The sequence below is a fragment of the Streptomyces sp. NPDC019890 genome (genome assembly GCF_044903445.1).
In the GTDB taxonomy this organism is placed as follows: domain Bacteria; phylum Actinomycetota; class Actinomycetes; order Streptomycetales; family Streptomycetaceae; genus Streptomyces.
Window position 1 is genome coordinate 286,373 of record NZ_JBJDQK010000001.1, and the last position, 16,709, is coordinate 303,081.

Here is a 16,709-nt window from a genome sequence, read left to right on the forward strand (position 1 = left end):
TCCTCAGACGAGCTGATAGCCGCGCATATTGGTGAGGAGCATGTGGCAGTTCTGCAGGGAGCCCGAACTGTCGCCCAGAGAGCGGTAGATGCCCCACTTGGGGCGCACCCGGTCGGCGAGGAAGGTGTCCACGCCCGACGTCGACTTGTCGATCACCGTGGTGCCGCCGCTCCTGAGGATCCAGCGGACCGATCCCGACGTGCCGTTGCCGATCTTGATCTGGAAGTCGACGTCGGTCCACTTGTTGTGCAGCGGTTCGAGGTTCGTACGGCCCACGAGCACATCGCCCGCGATGACCCTGAGCTCGATGGTCTGCACGCCGTTCACGCGTCGCAGCGACTGCACGACGATCGGCGAGGAGCCGGCGCCGGGCTGCTTCATCTGCATGATGTGCGTGAAGCTTGTGGTCGCCTTCAGCGTGCTCGGGATGTACATCGAGTACGTGACGCGCCAGGTCTGGCCGGACTTCCACTGGAGGTAGGAGCTGCCGTTGCGGCAGCCGGTGACCTCGTGGCGCTGCCGGTCGGTGCTGGTGTCCCGGTCCACGGTGTGCATGGTGAACCGGAAGTTGTCGCCCTCGGCGAAGATGTGCGGTGCGCCGGCCGGGTGGGAGCCCGCCCGGTCGTCCTCGATCGTCTCGAAGGCCTTGAGCTTGTCGCTTCTCGCGGAGGGCGACCAGCGCAGCTGCCAGGAGGCGGTGCTCGCCGCGGTCGCGAGCGACGGCACTCCTGCCGCCACTGCGCTGCCGACGGCTGCGCCCAGTACGGCTCTGCGGGATGTGTTCATTTTCCTTCACCTCGACCAGAGTTGTTCGCCCGGAGTTGTTCGTTCATGATGAGAAACGCACCGAGACCGTGGAAATCATTGGTCTTCCGGTCGCGCTGGATGTAGTAGCTGTAGTTCCCGACATTCGTCCCGATGGAAATGTCGGTGAGATTGGTGCGTCCGTCGCCGCCGAGCGAGATCTTCTGCAGCACGCCCTGATATCCGCGCTGCGCCACCTGTGCGTAGTGGGCATCGACATATCCCTGCTGCACGGCGCGGGAGAGGGCGAAGGTGAACATGCTGGAACAGGACGTCTCGGTCCAGTTGTCGCTGTGCGAGCCCTTGTCGACGACCTGGAACCAGCGGCCGGTTGCCGGGTCCTGGTATTTCTCGATGCCCGCGGCGAGATTCCGCAGCAGGGTCAGCAGCTGGGCTCGGCGCGGATGGTCGGCGGGCACGGCGTCCAGGACGTTGACGATCGCCATGGAGTACCAGCCGATCGCGCGACACCAGTGCTCGGGCGCGAGACCGGTCTTCGGATCGGACCAGCTCGCGTCGCGCGACTCGTCCCAGGCGTGCTTCAGCAGCCCACTGCCGACCTGCAAATGGCTGCCGTAGACGGCGAGTTGCTTGGCCGCCTCATTGCTGGTGTACGCCGAGTCGCCGAATTCCTTTCCGTACTCGACGAGGAAGGGATTCACCATGTAGACACCGTCGGCCCAGAGCTGGCTGCGCCGGGAGTCCGAAGTCGAATGCCAGAATCCGCCTTCCGAGGTGCGCGGATAGGTGGCCAGCCGCTCCCGGATCTTCTTCGCCGCCTTCTGGTAGCGCGCCTGTCCCGTCTCGTGGTGGAGGATGGTGAGCAGCCGTCCGGCCTGCATGCTGTCGAGATTGTTGAAGCTCTGCCCGATGTTTCCGGCGCTGTCGACGAATCGGTCGACATAGCTCTTGATGTAGCTGAGATAGCGGGCGTCGTGGGTGCGCTGATAGACGAGGTACTGGCCGTAGAGATACAGGCCCACGGGATAGGACCAGCCGCCGATCTGGCTCGGCGAGTAGCGCGCCGTAGTGGACTCGACCATCGCGACCGACCAGTCGGCGGCGGAGGGGCTTTCGCCGACGGTGAGCGAGTCGAGGTTGGGGCCGCCGACCGCGGTGGCGGAGGTGGCTCGTACGCTGTTGGACCCGGCTTTCAGGGCTGCGGTGACCGTCTTGGTCTGCCAGCCGGTCCAGCTTCCGGTGGATGCGAAGGCCACGTCGTCGGCGACCAGTTGGCCGTTCACGGTGATGTCGAGGGGCCGGTCCGCCGAGGTCCCGTTGGCGAATCTCAGGCCCAGCGTGGTGCTCTGGGCCTCGGCTGAGTCCACGGTGAATTCGACGTGGCTCCCGGCCGCATTGGCATAGTTGACGAATCCGGATCCGGTGAATCCGGCGTGGTTGCTCTCCACGGCGCCCTGGTGGATGACGGCGTTCTCGGCCTCGTACCGAGCGCCGGGGGCGGCGGACGGCTCTGCGGCCGACGGCTCTGCGGCGGACGACTGGACTGCGGTCGGCCGGGCGGCCGCGAGCGCGGGCACGGCGGACGGGGCGCTGCCGACGAGAGCGGCCGCCAGCAAGAGGGGAGTCAATCGCTTCATGGTCCTTCCTTGCGGTAGGCGTACGCGGGTGCGGCCACCGGCTCTGGGATCGGCGGGTGGTCGACGAGGTCGCGTACGAACGCGTGGTCCGGCGAGAGACGGCAGACCGGGTCTGTACGGGTGGCGTCGCCGGTGAGGGCGTACGCCTGGCAGCGGCAGCCGCCGAAGTCCTTGGTGCGCAGCTCGCAGCTGCGGCACGGCTCCTGCATCCACTCCTCGCCGCGGTAGATGGTGAACGCCTTCGACTCGCGCCAGATCCATTCCAGGGCGTGGTCCTTGACATTGGGTGCGTCCAGGCCGGGCAGCGCGGCGGCTGCCGGGCAGGGGTAGACCGTGCCGTCGGGTGCGACGGTGAGTGAGAGGGCGCCCCATCCGCCCATGCAGGGCTTGGCGGTGCCGTCGATGTAGTCGGGCACGACCCACACCAGGTCCATCCGCCCGGCCAGCCGCTCCCGCCAACGCTCGACGCGTTCGAGAGCGTCGGCGATCTGCTGCCGGTCCGGCAGCAGGGCGGCCCGGTTGCGCAGAGCCCAGCCGTAGAACTGGGCGTTGGCCAGCTCGATCCGCTCCGCGCCCCAGGCCTGACCGAGTTCGACCAGGTCGTCGAGCGCGTCCAGGTTGCCCCGGTGGAGTACGACGTTGAGGCCGAGCGGCAGCTCCGCCTCCCGTACGAGCCGGGCCGCGCGCTCCTTCGCTGCGAAGGAGCGGGCTCCGGCGATGAGCTCCGAGGTGGCGGGGTCGGCGTGCTGGACGGAGAGCTGCACACTGCGCAGCCCGGCCGCCGTCAGGGCCGCGAGCCGCTTCTCGTGGAGCCCGACGCCGCTGGTGACGAGCTGGGTGTGGATGCCCGCACCGTCGGCCGCGGCGACAATCTCAGTCAGATCGCGGCGCAGCAGCGGTTCGCCGCCGGACAGATGGCTCTGTACGACACCCAGGTCAGCGGCCTGCCGGAAGACTTCGGCCCACTGTGAAGTGGTCAACTCCTCTGACCGACCGACCAGTTCGACGGGGTTGGAGCAATAGGCGCAGTGCAGCGGACAGCCGTGGCTGAGCTCCGCGAGCAGCGCCCACGGCCGATCGACGTCCGTGCGGATGCGGTCCGTCATTTCAGCCAGCCCTCCTTGCGCAGTCGGCCCAGAAACACCGGGACTTCTTCGGCCACCGGCGCGCCCGGGTGCCGCTCGGCCAGCTCCGCCACGATCGCGTCGACGTCACGCGCGCCGTCGCAGAGCCGCACGATGGATCCGGCGTTGCCCTGGAGCACCACCACACGCTCCGGCAGTACGAGCAGATCGGTGCCGCGCACCCCGTCGTGTCGGAACACCACCGACCGTGAGAGCACCGGTTTCCAGCTGTCGGTCATGTCCGCTCCCCCGCGCCCTCGATGGTGCCGATGGCGTCGATGGCGTCGATGGCGTCGATGGCGTCGAGCAGGGACCAGAGCACGTCGCATTTGAACCGGAGGGCCCCGACGGCCGCCTCCTGCTCCTGCCTGGTCCGCGCCCATGCGAGTACCAGCGCGAGCGCCTCTTCGCTGTCGCGGCCGCCCTGCCCGATGCGAGTGCGGAAGTAGGTGAGTGCGTCGGCCTCGATCCACCGGTAGTGGCGTTCGAAGGCGTCGATGCGGGTGCGCATGATGGTGGGCGCGGCGAGTTCGGTGAGCGAGGCGGCGACGGCTTCGAGCGGGGAGCGCAGCCGGCAGAAGTTGACGTATCCGTCGACCGCGAGCCGTACGCCCGGGAGCACTTCCGCTCCCGACCACAGCCGATCGCGCTCGATCCCGGCGGCTTCGCCGAGCCGAAGCCAGCGCTCGATCCCGCCCTCGCCCTCGACGAGTCCGTCGTGGTCCTGGATCCGGCGCAGCCAGGAGCGGCGCAGCGCCGGGTCGTCGAACTTGGCAAGGATCAGCGCGTCCTTGACGGGGATGTGCCGCTGGTAGTGGAAGCGGTTGAGGATCCAGCGGCGCAGCTCCTCCGGGGTGAGGGCGCCTTCGTGCATCCGTACGTTGAACGGGTGCCGGTCGTGGTAACGCTCGGCGGGTACGGCACGTAAGTGCGCGGTGAACTCCGCCGGGCCCCACAACTCATCGGTGCCCGCAGCGGGCGGGGCGACTGTGCTCACAGCTCGATCACCATCCGGTCGGCGGCGACCTCGAGTCCCCATTCGCCGAGCAGCACATGCTGCGGGGCGTCCGGGTCCGCGAGGGGGTTGGTGTTGTTGAGGTGCGTATAGAGGCAGCGGGCGCGCAGTCCGGTGAGCCGTCGCGCCGTGCCGTTCGGCCCGTCGATCGGCAGATGACCCATTCCGGTTGCTGTCCCGGCCGAGATTCCCGTCCGCCTCGGCTCGTCGTCGTCCCAGAAGGTGCCGTCGAGGATGACGCAGTCGGCCTCCTCGACGGCCTGCTGAAAGGCGTCGGTCCAGTGGGCGAGGGCGGGCGCGTAGAGCAGACTGCGGCCGGTGGTTCTCTCCCGCAGCCGCAGGGCGACGACCCAGGTGTGCTCGTCCACTCCGGTGCCGGCGGCATAGCGCGGGCGTTTGGCCGAAACGGGTACGGCAGCTATCTCCACGCTGCCGCGCTTGTCGAGCGGTTCTGCTTCGCGGCCCAACTCCCGCCATTCGATACGGGTGTACGGGGCGAGCACCTCGCCGAGCCGCAGCCGGCCGAGCAGTGCGTCCCGTACCGGCCGGGTGGCGAGGATGTCGAAGCCCTCGGCCTCGCGCAGCCGGGCGATGCCGAGCGTGTGGTCGAGTTCGGCGTCGGTCAGGATGACGCCCGCCACGGGGGATTCACGCGGTCCGGGCCCGGGCCGCAGCGCGTGGCTCTCCTCTATCTGGTCGCCGATGTCGGGGGTGGCGTTGACGAGATACCAGCGGCCCTCGTCCGCGCGCAGGGCGAGTGAGGCGTGACGACGGCGCCGGTGCGGGTGCGCGCGTGCCCCGGCACAGCCGGGACACGCGCAGTTCCACTGGGGCAGTCCGCCGCCCGCCGCGCTGCCGAGCACCTGCAGCAGCATGGCGGCGGGGCCTAGCGGTCGGTCAGGGCGTAGGCGGTGACCTCGAGAGCGGTCTCGACGACCACATACTCCGGGGTCTGCCAGTTGACCGTTTCCTCCGATGTTTCCTTGCTGTCCTGCATGAGCCGTACCTGCCTTCCTGAGATGTGGGGGTCAGGAGTGATTCATGAGCGATTGCGCCGTGACGCATGGTGGAGCAGGACTGGACGCCTGTTCACATGAGCGACCGGCGTTCAGTTATGTGCCATAGAGTTGCGTCTTGATGAGACGCGGTCAATGGTCCGGACCGATAAGGTCGGAGCTGTATCACGCCAACTTCGGTGGCGGGAATGCACCCAGGGGGTAGATCGTTGACCCTTCGCGTGCATTCGAGTGCATCCGAGTACCAGCCGACGACGTAAGGATCGACCGCTCGTGAGCAAGGTCCCCTCCATCAGCCTCAACAATGGCGTCGCGATGCCGCAGCTCGGCTTCGGCGTCTGGCAGGTGCCCGACGACGAGGCGACGAAGGCGGTCGGCCTGGCCCTGGAGGCCGGCTACCGCAGCATCGACACCGCAGCCATCTACGAGAACGAAGAGGGCACCGGCCGTGCCGTCGCCGCCTCCGGCATCCCGCGTGAGGAACTCTTCATCACCACCAAACTGTGGAACAGCGAGCAGGGGTACGACTCCACGCTGCGCGCCTTCGACGCCTCGCTGGACAGGCTGGGCCTCGACCACATAGACCTGTATCTGATCCACTGGCCGGTGCCCTCGAAGGGTGTGTACGTGGACACGTACAAGGCCTTCGAGAAGATCTACGCCGACGGCCGCGCCAGGGCGATCGGCGTCTCCAACTTCCTTCCGGAGCACCTGACCCGGCTGATCGAGGAGACCTCGATCGTCCCCGCGGCGAACCAGATCGAGCTGCACCCGCAGCTCCAGCAGGCGGAGCTGCGCGCCTTCCACGCCCAGCACGGCATCAAAACCGAGGCCTGGTCTCCGCTCGGCCAGGGCAGGGGCCTGCTGGAGGTCCCGACGGTCGTCGCGATCGCACAGAAGCACGAGCGCACACCGGCCCAGGTGGTGCTGCGCTGGCATCTGCAGATCGGCAATGTCGTGATCCCCAAGTCCGTGACCCCGTCCCGGATCCGGGAGAACATCGACGTCTTCGGCTTCGAGCTGGACGACGAGGACATGAGCGCTCTGGCCGTCCTGGACGAGGGCAAGCGCCTCGGCCCGAACCCGGCGACGTTCGACTACGGCGCCTGAGCGACGAATCGGCCCGGCTCGGCAACAGCCTCCTCAGATCCCAATACGACAGCGCCGCCCGGCTCGTGCCGGGCGGCGCTGTCGTATGAGCCGCTCGACGCGAGCGCGTCGATTCATCATATTTACGACCACTATGTCTAGGGTTGGTGATCAACAGTTCCACGTTCCCTCACCCAGGAGAGCCCCCAATGGAGCGTTTCAGACGCGCATCCGTCGCCGGAGTCGCGACCGCCGCCGTGCTGGCCGGGTCGGTCGGCGTAGCAATGGCCGTCGTGTCCCCGACACCTCCCGCGCGGACGTCGGCCACCGGCCAGGACAGCGCGCGACCGGACCCCGTACGACCCGAGCTGACCGCGACAGCCACAGTGATTGGCGTCCGGGCGTGGGAGCAGTTCCGCGTCTACGGAGCAGCCAGGCACCTGTCCCCCGGCACCACGGTGACGCTCCAGCAGAAGCAGGGCGACACATGGGTGACTCTGCCGGCGTCCATGCAGCTCAATCACAGGTCGGCCTTCAAGATGCGCGTCTACCTCGGCCTCAAGGGCCAGAACAAGCTGCGGATCGTCGGAGGCGGCACGCGCTCGCCGGTCTTCAAGGTCGCGGTGCGCTGACCTGGCGGTGCGCCGATACACGGTGCACCGATAGGCGGTGCACCGGGCACGGGCTGAGCCCTCGCGGCCGTGAGGCGTCCGGCGAGGGCTTCGTTCCCCGGGACGGGCGGTCATTCGGCCCGGCGGTGTGTCAGACCCCTCTCGTACGATTGTTCTGCGCGAACGCGACACCGCAGAGCAAGGAGTACGGACATTGAGCGGGCCACTGAAACCCGGGCTCTATCTGGTGCGCAACATCGCCAGCGGGCTGCTCCTGGAGGTGTACGGCGGCGCCAAGGGCGGCGGCGCCGTTGTCCAGCAGGCCAAGGAGACGGGGACCCCGGGGCAGCAGTGGCAGATCGACCCCGTGCCGAACGGCAGCGGGCTCTACCACTTCGTGAACGCCGCCAGCGGCAAGCGGCTGGACGTCGCGAACGCGTCGACCGAGAACGGCGCCCGTATCCAGCAGTGGCGGCCCAACAACTTCGGCGCCCAGGAGTGGATCGTCGAGAGACATCTGGACGCGCCGGGCACCGTCACGATCGTCAGCTTCATCAGCGGTCTGCTGCTCGAAGTCGCGAACGGCAGCAAGGACGAGGGCGCGCGGGTGCAGCAGTGGGAGGACACCGACTCACCCGGCCAGTGGTGGCAGCTGGAGCGCTGCCCCTGATTCCCGCTCCCCTGCTCTCTACCGGCAGGCGGCGCCGTTACGACGAATGGTGTTGCAGGTCCGGCAAAGCGCCGCCCGCCCGGTGGCTCCTGCGGACTGATGCCCCGTACGCGTTTGAAGGCGGCGCTCAGCGCGAAGGACGGCTCGACGGGCACAACGCGAGTCTGACGGACTGCGCGGCAGGTCCTGGGCCGCGAGCAAAGGGAACGGGAGCAGTACGCGTTGGTGCGAGATCGCGGGCAGGTAAAGCCGGTTGTGGTACGTTCGGCGCCGCCAAGTGCCGCTGCGAACGTGAGGAGGTGAGACCGATCAACGCTGTGACAGGTCGGGGCTCCCTCCCTTGCATGGGCTAGGGAGTGCTCGCAGAAGGCATCCCGAAAGGCCTCAAACGCACATGCGCTTCACCTCTCAGACGTCGTCCGACGGCGTCACCGAACAGCTCTTCACCCTCTCCTTCACCTTCGGTGAAATCCCCGGCGTGCTGTGGACTCCGGACAGCGCCGCCGGAGCCCGCCCCCTGATCCTGATGGGACACGGCGGTGGCCAGCACAAGAAGGCCCCCGGCATCGTGGCGCGTGCCCGCCGCTTCGCGGCCGAGTGCGGTTTCGCGGTGGCGGCCGTCGATGCGCCCGCCCATGGCGACCGGCCGCGAAATGAGGAACACCACCGGGTCATCGCCCAGATGCGAACCCGCATGCAGACCGGAGGGGAAGTGGCTCCGGTGCTCGCCGAATTCCACACACTCCTCGCCGGCCAGAGCGTCCCGGAATGGCGGGCGGTCTTGGACGCGGTCCAGGAACTCGACCACGTCGGCGCCGGTCCGGTGGGATACTGGGGGATGTCGTTGGGTTGCGGACTCGGTGTTCCGTTCATCGCCGCCGAGCCTCGCATCCGCGCGGCGGTGCTGGGTCTGAACGGGGCGGAGACCTCGGCCGAGGCCGCCGCGCAGATCACCGTACCGCTGGAGTTCCTGGTGCAGTGGGACGATGAGAGAGTGCCGCGGGCGGCGAGTTTGGCGCTGTTCGACCTCTTCGCCTCAGCGGAGAAGACCCTGCACGCCAACCCCGGCAAGCACGCGGAGGTCCCGATGTTCGAGCTCGACAGCTCCCTGCGGTTCTTCGCCCGGCACCTGAGCTGACACCCTTGTTGTCCGCGACGTGCTGATCGGGTTCCACGCCCGATCAGCGCGTTCAGCACACACTGGCCGGCGTCGGCCGACCTTGATCCTTCTCTGCTCGCAGGGCGGGTTTTCTGCTAGGAAGCAGTCATGGAAGCTGCACTGGTCGGACTGGCAGGCACAACGGTGGGAGCGGTAACCGGCTTTGCAGGCGCATGGCTTGCTCAGCGCGGACAGGTACGAATCCAGCAGGAACAACGAGCACATGCGGAACAGGTCCGCTGGCTGGATGACAAGAAGGGCCTCTACAGGGACCTCTTGATCAGGCTCTACGGCTGGCATGACTCTCTCGCCTCCATCTTGAAGGACGAGGATGACGGGAAACTGCTCGACAATCGGTCGGCCGCCTACAAGTGGATCGTCGAGGCGTCCCTGATATCTGGCGACGAGGTTCGTTCCGCTGTGAGTGAGGTGCACAGTGCCCTGCTCCGCGTCCAGCCCGTGGCCTTCGGGGGCAGCTCAACGGCGGACGAGTGGCCGCTCCAGGGCGTGGAGGAAGGCCTTTCCGCGCTGGAAGACGCGCTAAGGGCCGAACTGGCCATGCCGGCGCGCGTGGGTTCGCGACCCCGGCCGGGCCGCCGTTGACGATCGACGACGGTCCGCCGCGTGACCGAACGGTTCCTCGCGACGCCACGCTGATCCGTCGGCGCGGCCACCGGCCCATGGGTCCGCGTCCCCGACGCGTCGGCTCAGCTCGCGCCGTGTCCTGCGGCGATGTCCTCCACCCGCTGGGCCAGCTGGAAGTCCTTCTCGGTGACCGCACCTCCCGCATCGTGGGTGTTCACCGACACAGCGACGGTGTTGTAGCCCAGCGTCAGATCCGAGTGATGATTCAGCTTGTCCTGGATCTGGGCGATGTGCACGACCATCGCGGTGGCCGCGAAGTGGTTGGGAAGGCGGTACGTGCGGGCGATCCGGTCGCCTTCCAGGGACCAGCCGGGGAGCTCCCGCAGGCGGTCCTCGATCTCCTTCTGCGACAGCGGCTCTGTGGGCATGACCGGGATCCCTTCAGGAAGCGGCTCAAAAAACGGCTCAGGAAACGGTGGCGGCTTCGGCCACCTTAAATGGGATGCCCGTGCAAACGCGCTCTGTGTACGTTCCACCGGTGGAGCCACTGACCGAAAAGCAGATACGCGGATCCTTCGTCAACTGCACGAAAGGCGAGGCCACGCGCATGAAACTGCCCGTCGACTTCGCCGAGCTCCCCTGGGACGACCTCGACTTTCTCGGCTGGACCGATCCGGGTGCGCCGCTGCGCGCGCATTTTGTGTTGCCCCGGGAGAGCCGTCCGGTGGGCGTGACCCTGCGGGTGCCTTCCGCCGGACGGACCAGTGCCGTCAAGTCCAGCATGTGCCAGGCCTGCTTCACGGGGCATGCCTCGTCCGGGGTGAGCCTGTTCGCCGCCCCGCTGGCCGGGGCCGCGGGGCGGGAGGGGAACACCGTGGGCACGTACCTCTGCGCGGATCTCGCCTGCTCGCTCTACATCCGCGGCCGGAAGCAGCCCAAGCTGCGCGGCGGACTGCACGAGGAGACGCTCGGCCTCGACGAGCGAATCACCCGCACGGTCGACAATCTCACGGCCTTCACCGAGAAGGTGCTGGGGCTGCGCTGACCCGGAGTCAGCCGCGGGAATCCAGGACCTGCTCGATGGTGTCGGCCTGCTCGGCCGGCTTGTCGGGGCGGTGGCGCAGCACGCGCGCGAAGCGCAGTGTGACGCCGGCCGGGTAGCGCGGGGAGCGCTGCACTCCGTCGTACGCGATCTCGACGACGAGTTCGGGGCGGACGGTCACCGTGAAACCGTCGTCGTCGGTTGCCAGTTCACGCAGCCGCTCCGTCTGCCAGCGCAGCATCTCGTCGGTGAGGCCCTTGAAGGTCTTGCCGAGCATGACGTACGTACCGTCGGCGGCCCGTGCGCCGAGGTGGAGGTTGGAGAGAAGCCCGGTGCGTCTGCCGTGGCCCCATTCGGCGGCCAGGACGACGAGGTCGAGGGTGTGGACGGGCTTGACCTTGAGCCAGGAGCGGCCGCGGCGGCCCGCGACGTAGGGCGCGTCGAGCGCTTTGACGAGGACGCCCTCGTGGCCGCGGCGCAGGGTTGCGGTGAAGAACTCCTCCGCGGCGGCGGTCTGCTGGGCGTCCGCCGGGTCTTCGATGAGGGTACGGCGCACGCGCATCGGCTCGGGTACGAGGCGGGCGAGGGCGCTGTGCCGTTCGGTGCCGGGGAGGTCGAGGGTCGGTTCCCCGTCGGCGGCGAGCACATCGAAGAAGACGGGCGAGAGAGGCAGCGTGGCCCGCGCGGCTTCCACGTCGACGCGTGAGCCGACGCGGGAGGCGATGTCCTGGAAGGGCACCGGGCGCCCGGCCGGGTCCAGCGCGATCACCTCGCCGTCCAGGATGAACTGATCGCCTGTCATCTGCCGTGCTGCGTCGGTGACTTCGGGGAGGCGGTCGGTGATGTCGTCCAGGGACCGGGTGTAGATCCGGATGTCGTCGCCGCGGCGGTGCAGCTGGATGCGGATGCCGTCCAGTTTCTCCTCGACCGCGCAGGGAGCGTCGAGGGCCCCCGCCGCTTCGGTGACCGTCTTCGCGGTGTGGGCGAGCATGGGCAGTACGGGGGTGCCGACGCGGAGTTGGAACTGCTGGAGGGCGGAGGGTCCTTCGGCGAGCAGGGCGCGGGCGACGCGGGGCAGCGAGCCGTCGAGCATGACGGCACGGCGTACGTCTGTGGCGGGTGCGCCGGCGGCTTTCGCGACGGCCTCCAGGGCGATCGCGTCGAGCGCGCCCTGGCGTACTTCGCCTATCAGCAGCCGCCTGAGGAACTCCTGCTCATCGGCGGTGGCGGCGGCCATGAGGTCGTGGACGAGGCGCTTGCGCTCGCCCTGAGAGCCGGGGCCCGTGACGTCGGCGAGCGCGGTGAGCGCGGTGTCGGTGGCAGAGACGGTGAGGGTGGGGGTGGCCGCGGGCGGGGTGGGTTCTTTGAGGACGCTCCAGCCGATGCCGATGCGGCCTTGGGGGAGACGGCCGGCGAGATAGGCGATGACGAGGGCGACGTCGTCGGGGCGGGTGCCGGCGAAGAGATCGGCGAGCGCGGCGATCTTCCGTGAGCGGGCGGAGGTGGCGGCGACGTCTCGTGACGTGCCGGCGAGCCGGGCCAGAAGCATGGGGCCATGGTGCCTCGCGGGGGCGGGGGGCGCACGTGGGGTCGCGGTGCAGTGCGGTGCGGTGCGCGTTGCGTGGGGTCTGGGGGGTGCGGGGGTCCACGGGAAGCGTCGCTCGGGCGTCCGTCGGGTGCGGGGTGCCGTGGCTCGGCCGGGAAGATCCCCCACCCGCCCCTTCCCGAAACCGGGGCTCCGCCCCGGACCCCGGGAGAGTTCGGGGCTGCGCCCCCGGCCCCTGAAGCGCCGGCTTCGCGGCGCCGGAACCCGGCCGAGTCCACCGCACCCACAGTGCGGCGCGTTGCAAGGACCTTTGGTCGTTGCCATGCGCCCCTCGAGGGCGCGGCGCCGGTCCCGGCACCCCGAAGCGCCGGCTTCGCGGCGCCCGCCGCCCGGAAGAAACCCGGACGAGCCACCACAGCCCCGGTGCGCTGCGCCGTTCCGGGGTCCGTTGCGCAGGCGTCCGCTCGCGCGGCGGCCGCGGCACGCCCGACGCCGAACCCCACTCACCCCACGAACAGCCCCTCCAGATACCCGTCCAGCAGTCCCAGCGCCCGCTCCGCCCCCTGCACCCCCAGCAGCGTGTACGCCGTCAGCCCGTCCACCAGGCTGATCAGCCGCATCGCCTCGTCATCCGCATCCCGGCCCGCCACCACCTCCCCCCGCTCCATCGCCTCCCTCAACAGCCCCGCGAAGAACTCCGCCAGCTTCGGGATGCCCTCCTGCGCCTCCGCGCTCAGCCGGTCGTCGTGGACCGCGCGTGCGAAATACGCCGCGCCCACCAGTGCCCCCACCCGGCTCTTCTCGTCCAGCGGCAGCATGCCCGCCAGGCATTCGCGCAGCACCCTCCGCGGTGGCGGCTCGCCGCCCAGGTCCGCGGCCACTGCCGACACGCGCTCCCGGATCCGCCGGTCCGCCAGGACGTTGATGTGCCGCAGGGCGAAGAGCAGCATCTCGTCCTTCGTACGGAAGTAGTGCTGCAGCCTGCCCAGCGAGATGTCCGCCTCCGCGGCCACGTCCCGCAGGCTCACCCCGTCAAGCCCCCGCGTGCTCGCGATCCTCCAGAGCGCCTCGGAGATCTCCAGGCGTCTGGCCTCGTGGTCGACCTTCTTCGGCACGGGCAACCGCCTTTCTTTTACAAGTCACTTGTACCGTTGTAACGTATCGCCATCCAATACAGTTGACTTGGAAAGCGGTGACCGCCGACATGTCCCTCCGTGCCGCCCCCACCCTGCGGCCGCCCCGGCACCGGGTCGACCCTCGAGCCCGGCGCTGGTGGACCCTCCAGGCACTCATAGTCGTGAGCGGACCGATGCTCCTCACGGCGTTCACCCTCGCCCCGCTCTCCGCGCTGTTCTTCGCCGGAGCGCTCCCCTGGCTCGGTCCCCTTCTCCTCGTCACTCTCGTACTGCCGGCGCTCGGCTATCTGATCCTCATGCCACGCCGCCGCTACGCCGTGCACGCCTGGGAGCTCGGCACCCACTCCGTCTACGCGGCGGGCGGCTGGCTCCGGCACAAGCGCAGGATCGCGCCGCTGTCACGGGTGCAGACGGTGGACACGATGCGCGGTCCCGTACAGCGGTGGTACGGGCTTGCGACGCTCACCGTCACCACCGCGTCCACCGCGGGCGACATCAAGATCGCCGGGCTGTCCGACGCGGATGCCGAGGAGCTGTCGCGGCGTATCGGCGAGGCAGCCCAGGCAGTGCCGGGGGATGCCGCGTGAACAACGCACCGGCGTCCACGCTCTGGCACCGGCCCGATCCGCGCACGTTGCTCGTGCACTGCGGCTGGCTGACCCCGCCCCTCGGCTCGCTCGCTCTGACCGCCCTGGCCACCGGCGGGCGGATACCCGCACGTGGCTGGATCACCCTCGCCGCTCTCGCGCTCTCGTTCGCCCTCGTCACCACCGTCGGCCTGATCCGCTGGTCCCGTACGCACTACCGGGTCACCGCCGACTCCTTGGCCATCCGCAGCGGAGTGCTGACCACGCGGCTGCGCACCCTCCCGCTGCACCGCGTCCGCAGCGTCGATCTGACCGCCACGCCACTGCACCGGTTGCTCGGCCTCACGGTCGTCAGGGCGGGCACCACCACAACCGGCGACGGCCGGGGCGAGATCGCCCTGAACGCGGTGCCGGTCCGCGACGCCCACCGGCTGCGCGGCGCGCTGCTCGCGCGGGCCGACAGCCGCGCGCTCGCCGACGACCCGGTGCTCAGCCGGATCGACTGGCGCTGGCTGCGCTATGCCCCGCTCACCTTCTGGGTGATCGGTGGCGTGGGCGTCGTCGCCGGCACCGTCTACCGGATCCTCGACGGCGTCGGCGTGGAGCTGTGGCGGGTGGGCTTCGTCCAGAACGCGTTCCGGGAGTTCGGCAACAGCGTGCTGTGGCTGACGGTCCCCGCGGCCCTCCTCGCCGTGATCGCCCTCGGCTCCATCGGCGCCCTCGCGACGTACGTCGAGAACTGGTGGGGTTTCTCGGCCGCATGGACCGACGCGCGCACGCTGACCGTCCGCCGCGGGCTGCTGACCACGCGCTCGGTCAGCATCGAACGCGCCCGGCTGCGCGGAGTCCTGCTCCGTGAGCCGCTGCTGCTCCGCGCAGGAGGCGGGGCGAGCGCAGCCGCGGTCGCCGGCGGGCTCGGCAACCGGGAGGAGGCCCGCGCGCGCAGCGTCCTGCTCCCGCCCGCGCCGCGCGACGAGGCGGTGCGCGTCGCCGCGGGTGCGCTGCGTACGCCCCGACTCCCACTCGAATCAGTCGAGTTGGAGCGACATCCCCGCGTCGCCCTGCGGCGCCGGGTGATGCGCGGGATGCTTCTCTTCGTCCTCCCGGTGACGGCCGCGCTGCTGATTCCCGGCGCGCTGCTGACATCCGTACTGCTGCACTGCGCGTGGATCTTCGCGCTGGTGGCGACGCCTGTGGTGTGGCTGCTGGCCCGGGACGCGTACCGCAGTCTCGGCCACGCGCTGCATGGCCCGCATCTACTCGTCCGCGCCGGTACGTTCAGCCGCGACACCCTCGCCCTGGAGCGAGACGCGATCGCCGCCTGGACCTTCTCCAGCTCGCCCTTCGCCCGGCGGGCCGGGCTCGTGACGATCACGGCGGCGGTGGCAGCGGGCGAACACGGCTACCACATACGGGACTTCGCGGCGGACCGGGCGCCCGCATTCGCCGCCGTGGCGGCTCCCGGAATCCTGGACGAGTTCCTCGATCACGGCTCACGCCCGAAGCATCCATAACGGCGAAGCATCTGTAACGGCCGGGTACAGTCTCCCCACGGTTCACACAACTCCCCTAACCTTCCGTCGACTTGATAGACACGACGTAAAGACAGGGGACCCATGGGGAAGTTCTCGCGTGCTGCCGCGACCACCACAGTCACGGCCGGGCTGCTCGCCGCCGCACTCGCTCCGGCACACGCCGCCGCGCCCGGTTCGGCGGACCCCGGGCAGCTGCCCTACTCCTCGGCCACCTGGGTGGGCGTCCACAACGCCTACGAGAAGGGGAAGTACAGCTACTTCGCCGACGCACTCGACTCCGGCGCTGGGATGCTCGAACTCGACGTCTGGACCAATGTGTTCGGCCGGTCGTGGCGGGTGTCGCACAGCAATCCCGTCGGCAACGACAACAACTGCGAGAACGCTGCGAACCCCGCCGAGCTCCGGACCAAGTCCCGCAACCAGGATCTCGGCGGCTGCCTGGCGGACATGAGAGCCTGGCACGACGCCCACCCCGGCCACCGGCCCATCCTCATCAAGGTCGAGATGAAGGACGGCTTCCAGGGCAAGAACGGACGCGGTCCCGCCGCGCTGGACGCCCTGCTCTCGGCCAAGCTCGGCGACGCGCTGTACCGCCCGGCGGACCTGGCGGGCGGGCAACCGAACCTCGACACGGCCGCGCGGACGAACGGCTGGCCCGCGCGTTCGGCGCTCGCGGGCAAGTTCGTGATCGAGCTCATCCCGGGCACGGTCGAGGAGGGCAACCCGTTCGACACGCTGTGGACCGACCGGGAGTACGCCACGTATCTGCGTGATCTCGCGGCGGCGGGCCGGCTGCGCGAGGCGGGCGCGTTCCCCGCGGTCCACGGTGCGACGGCGGGCGACCCCCGCACCCGGTACGCCGACGCCGGCATCCGCCCCTGGTTCGTCCTCTTCGACGGTGATGCCTCCGCCTACGCGGGTGGCTCCATCGACCCGTCCTGGTACGACCGGAACCACTACCTCGTCGTCATGACCGACGCGCAGGGTGTCGCGCCCGCGATCGACGGTACGAACCCGACGGAGACTCAGGCCCGGGACCGGGTCGCGCTGTTGGCGGGCCGCAGTGCGAGCGTGGTCTCGGCCGACTGGTATCCGCTGCCTGCCGTGCTGGCGACGGTGGTGACGCGGGGCGCCGGTCAGTAGCGAGAACGCATAACTCACGCCACAGGAGTCACAGGGGCTACACAGAACG

The 16,709-nt window shown here is 69.4% G+C and carries 19 protein-coding genes; 9 read left to right on the forward strand and 10 right to left on the reverse strand.

The features are described from left to right. Positions 1–3: 3 nt before the first annotated feature. The 7 genes from ACI2LP_RS01195 to pqqA are packed head-to-tail and all read right to left on the reverse strand — an operon-like array spanning position 4 to position 5,538. Positions 4–786, reverse strand: coding sequence for a heparin lyase I family protein (locus ACI2LP_RS01195; RefSeq protein WP_404722442.1), 783 nt, complete (start codon positions 784–786; stop codon positions 4–6). Continuing rightward, the gene (locus tag ACI2LP_RS01200) at positions 783–2,402 is read right to left on the reverse strand and encodes a glycoside hydrolase family 88 protein (RefSeq protein ID WP_404722443.1); all 1,620 of its coding nucleotides are present in this window, start codon (positions 2,400–2,402) and stop codon (positions 783–785) included. Before ACI2LP_RS01200 ends, ACI2LP_RS01195 begins: the two co-directional genes overlap by 4 nt. Continuing rightward, on the reverse strand, positions 2,399–3,508 hold the full coding sequence (gene pqqE / locus ACI2LP_RS01205) for a pyrroloquinoline quinone biosynthesis protein PqqE (protein WP_404722444.1): 1,110 nt from the start codon (positions 3,506–3,508) through the stop codon (positions 2,399–2,401). The genes ACI2LP_RS01200 and pqqE overlap by 4 nt, the downstream gene beginning before the upstream one ends. After that, complete coding sequence (gene pqqD, locus ACI2LP_RS01210) at positions 3,505–3,765, reverse strand: pyrroloquinoline quinone biosynthesis peptide chaperone PqqD (RefSeq protein WP_404722445.1); 261 nt, start codon at positions 3,763–3,765, stop codon at positions 3,505–3,507. The genes pqqE and pqqD overlap by 4 nt, the downstream gene beginning before the upstream one ends. Then, on the reverse strand, positions 3,762–4,523 hold the full coding sequence (gene pqqC, locus ACI2LP_RS01215; RefSeq protein WP_404722446.1) for a pyrroloquinoline-quinone synthase PqqC: 762 nt from the start codon (positions 4,521–4,523) through the stop codon (positions 3,762–3,764). The genes pqqD and pqqC overlap by 4 nt, the downstream gene beginning before the upstream one ends. Beyond that, positions 4,520–5,416, reverse strand: coding sequence for a pyrroloquinoline quinone biosynthesis protein PqqB (pqqB, locus tag ACI2LP_RS01220; RefSeq protein WP_404722447.1), 897 nt, complete (start codon positions 5,414–5,416; stop codon positions 4,520–4,522). The genes pqqC and pqqB overlap by 4 nt, the downstream gene beginning before the upstream one ends. Positions 5,417–5,427: 11 nt before the next feature. Further along, entirely contained in the window at positions 5,428–5,538 is a 111-nt protein-coding gene (gene pqqA / locus ACI2LP_RS01225; RefSeq protein ID WP_360880703.1) for a pyrroloquinoline quinone precursor peptide PqqA, read from the reverse strand. Between the two features lie 292 nt (positions 5,539–5,830). Here pqqA and ACI2LP_RS01230 point away from each other — a divergent pair, with 292 nt between their 5' ends. The 5 genes from ACI2LP_RS01230 to ACI2LP_RS01250 all read left to right on the forward strand — a co-directional run bounded on the left by ACI2LP_RS01230 (position 5,831) and on the right by ACI2LP_RS01250 (position 9,689). Further along, positions 5,831–6,667, forward strand: coding sequence for an aldo/keto reductase (locus ACI2LP_RS01230; protein ID WP_404722448.1), 837 nt, complete (start codon positions 5,831–5,833; stop codon positions 6,665–6,667). A 188-nt stretch (positions 6,668–6,855) separates the two neighbouring features. Continuing rightward, entirely contained in the window at positions 6,856–7,278 is a 423-nt protein-coding gene (locus ACI2LP_RS01235; RefSeq protein WP_404722449.1) for a hypothetical protein, read from the forward strand. A gap of 193 nt (positions 7,279–7,471) precedes the next feature. Next, positions 7,472–7,927: an RICIN domain-containing protein gene (locus ACI2LP_RS01240; protein WP_404722450.1), complete on the forward strand. Its 456-nt coding sequence runs from the start codon at positions 7,472–7,474 to the stop codon at positions 7,925–7,927. 394 nt (positions 7,928–8,321) lie between these two features. After that, positions 8,322–9,065, forward strand: a complete 744-nt coding sequence (locus ACI2LP_RS01245; protein WP_404722451.1) for an alpha/beta hydrolase — start codon at positions 8,322–8,324, stop codon at positions 9,063–9,065. A gap of 129 nt (positions 9,066–9,194) precedes the next feature. Further along, on the forward strand, positions 9,195–9,689 hold the full coding sequence (locus ACI2LP_RS01250) for a hypothetical protein (protein WP_404722452.1): 495 nt from the start codon (positions 9,195–9,197) through the stop codon (positions 9,687–9,689). A gap of 104 nt (positions 9,690–9,793) precedes the next feature. Here the strand turns inward: ACI2LP_RS01250 and ACI2LP_RS01255 are convergent, their stop codons facing one another. Then, positions 9,794–10,099 carry a 4a-hydroxytetrahydrobiopterin dehydratase gene (locus ACI2LP_RS01255; RefSeq protein ID WP_404722453.1) on the reverse strand — a complete coding sequence of 102 codons (306 nt, stop codon included), beginning with the start codon at positions 10,097–10,099 and terminating at the stop codon, positions 9,794–9,796. Between the two features lie 110 nt (positions 10,100–10,209). Between ACI2LP_RS01255 and ACI2LP_RS01260 the strand changes: the two genes are divergently transcribed. Beyond that, complete coding sequence (locus tag ACI2LP_RS01260; RefSeq protein ID WP_404722454.1) at positions 10,210–10,716, forward strand: FBP domain-containing protein; 507 nt, start codon at positions 10,210–10,212, stop codon at positions 10,714–10,716. A 7-nt stretch (positions 10,717–10,723) separates the two neighbouring features. On the opposite strand, the gene ACI2LP_RS01265 is transcribed toward ACI2LP_RS01260, so the two are convergent. Both ACI2LP_RS01265 and ACI2LP_RS01270 read right to left on the reverse strand, forming a co-directional pair. Further along, entirely contained in the window at positions 10,724–12,262 is a 1,539-nt protein-coding gene (locus tag ACI2LP_RS01265) for an ATP-dependent DNA ligase (protein ID WP_404722455.1), read from the reverse strand. Between the two features lie 500 nt (positions 12,263–12,762). After that, positions 12,763–13,374, reverse strand: a complete 612-nt coding sequence (locus ACI2LP_RS01270) for a TetR/AcrR family transcriptional regulator (protein ID WP_404722456.1) — start codon at positions 13,372–13,374, stop codon at positions 12,763–12,765. Positions 13,375–13,463: 89 nt separating this feature from the next. Between ACI2LP_RS01270 and ACI2LP_RS01275 the strand changes: the two genes are divergently transcribed. The 3 genes from ACI2LP_RS01275 to ACI2LP_RS01285 all read left to right on the forward strand — a co-directional run bounded on the left by ACI2LP_RS01275 (position 13,464) and on the right by ACI2LP_RS01285 (position 16,660). Then, positions 13,464–13,982, forward strand: a complete 519-nt coding sequence (locus ACI2LP_RS01275) for a PH domain-containing protein (RefSeq protein ID WP_404722457.1) — start codon at positions 13,464–13,466, stop codon at positions 13,980–13,982. After that, on the forward strand, positions 13,979–15,496 hold the full coding sequence (locus ACI2LP_RS01280) for a PH domain-containing protein (RefSeq protein WP_404722458.1): 1,518 nt from the start codon (positions 13,979–13,981) through the stop codon (positions 15,494–15,496). Before ACI2LP_RS01275 ends, ACI2LP_RS01280 begins: the two co-directional genes overlap by 4 nt. A gap of 102 nt (positions 15,497–15,598) precedes the next feature. Then, the gene (locus ACI2LP_RS01285; protein WP_404722459.1) at positions 15,599–16,660 is read left to right on the forward strand and encodes a phosphatidylinositol-specific phospholipase C domain-containing protein; all 1,062 of its coding nucleotides are present in this window, start codon (positions 15,599–15,601) and stop codon (positions 16,658–16,660) included. The last annotated feature ends 49 nt before the right edge of the window (positions 16,661–16,709 follow it).

Bases quoted from the DNA above. Each gene is read 5' to 3' on its own strand.
- ACI2LP_RS01195 (WP_404722442.1), bottom strand. From the start codon at position 786: ATGAACACATCCCGCAGAGCCGTACTGGGCGCAGCCGTCGGCAGCGCA.
- ACI2LP_RS01200 (WP_404722443.1), bottom strand. From the start codon at position 2,402: ATGAAGCGATTGACTCCCCTCTTGCTGGCGGCCGCTCTCGTCGGCAGC.
- pqqE (WP_404722444.1), bottom strand. From the start codon at position 3,508: ATGACGGACCGCATCCGCACGGACGTCGATCGGCCGTGGGCGCTGCTC.
- pqqD (WP_404722445.1), bottom strand. From the start codon at position 3,765: ATGACCGACAGCTGGAAACCGGTGCTCTCACGGTCGGTGGTGTTCCGA.
- pqqB (WP_404722447.1), bottom strand. From the start codon at position 5,416: ATGCTGCTGCAGGTGCTCGGCAGCGCGGCGGGCGGCGGACTGCCCCAG.
- pqqA (WP_360880703.1), bottom strand. From the start codon at position 5,538: ATGCAGGACAGCAAGGAAACATCGGAGGAAACGGTCAACTGGCAGACC.
- ACI2LP_RS01235 (WP_404722449.1), top strand. From the start codon at position 6,856: ATGGAGCGTTTCAGACGCGCATCCGTCGCCGGAGTCGCGACCGCCGCC.
- ACI2LP_RS01245 (WP_404722451.1), top strand. From the start codon at position 8,322: ATGCGCTTCACCTCTCAGACGTCGTCCGACGGCGTCACCGAACAGCTC.
- ACI2LP_RS01250 (WP_404722452.1), top strand. From the start codon at position 9,195: ATGGAAGCTGCACTGGTCGGACTGGCAGGCACAACGGTGGGAGCGGTA.
- ACI2LP_RS01255 (WP_404722453.1), bottom strand. From the start codon at position 10,099: ATGCCCACAGAGCCGCTGTCGCAGAAGGAGATCGAGGACCGCCTGCGG.
- ACI2LP_RS01265 (WP_404722455.1), bottom strand. From the start codon at position 12,262: ATGCTTCTGGCCCGGCTCGCCGGCACGTCACGAGACGTCGCCGCCACC.
- ACI2LP_RS01275 (WP_404722457.1), top strand. From the start codon at position 13,464: ATGTCCCTCCGTGCCGCCCCCACCCTGCGGCCGCCCCGGCACCGGGTC.
- ACI2LP_RS01285 (WP_404722459.1), top strand. From the start codon at position 15,599: ATGGGGAAGTTCTCGCGTGCTGCCGCGACCACCACAGTCACGGCCGGG.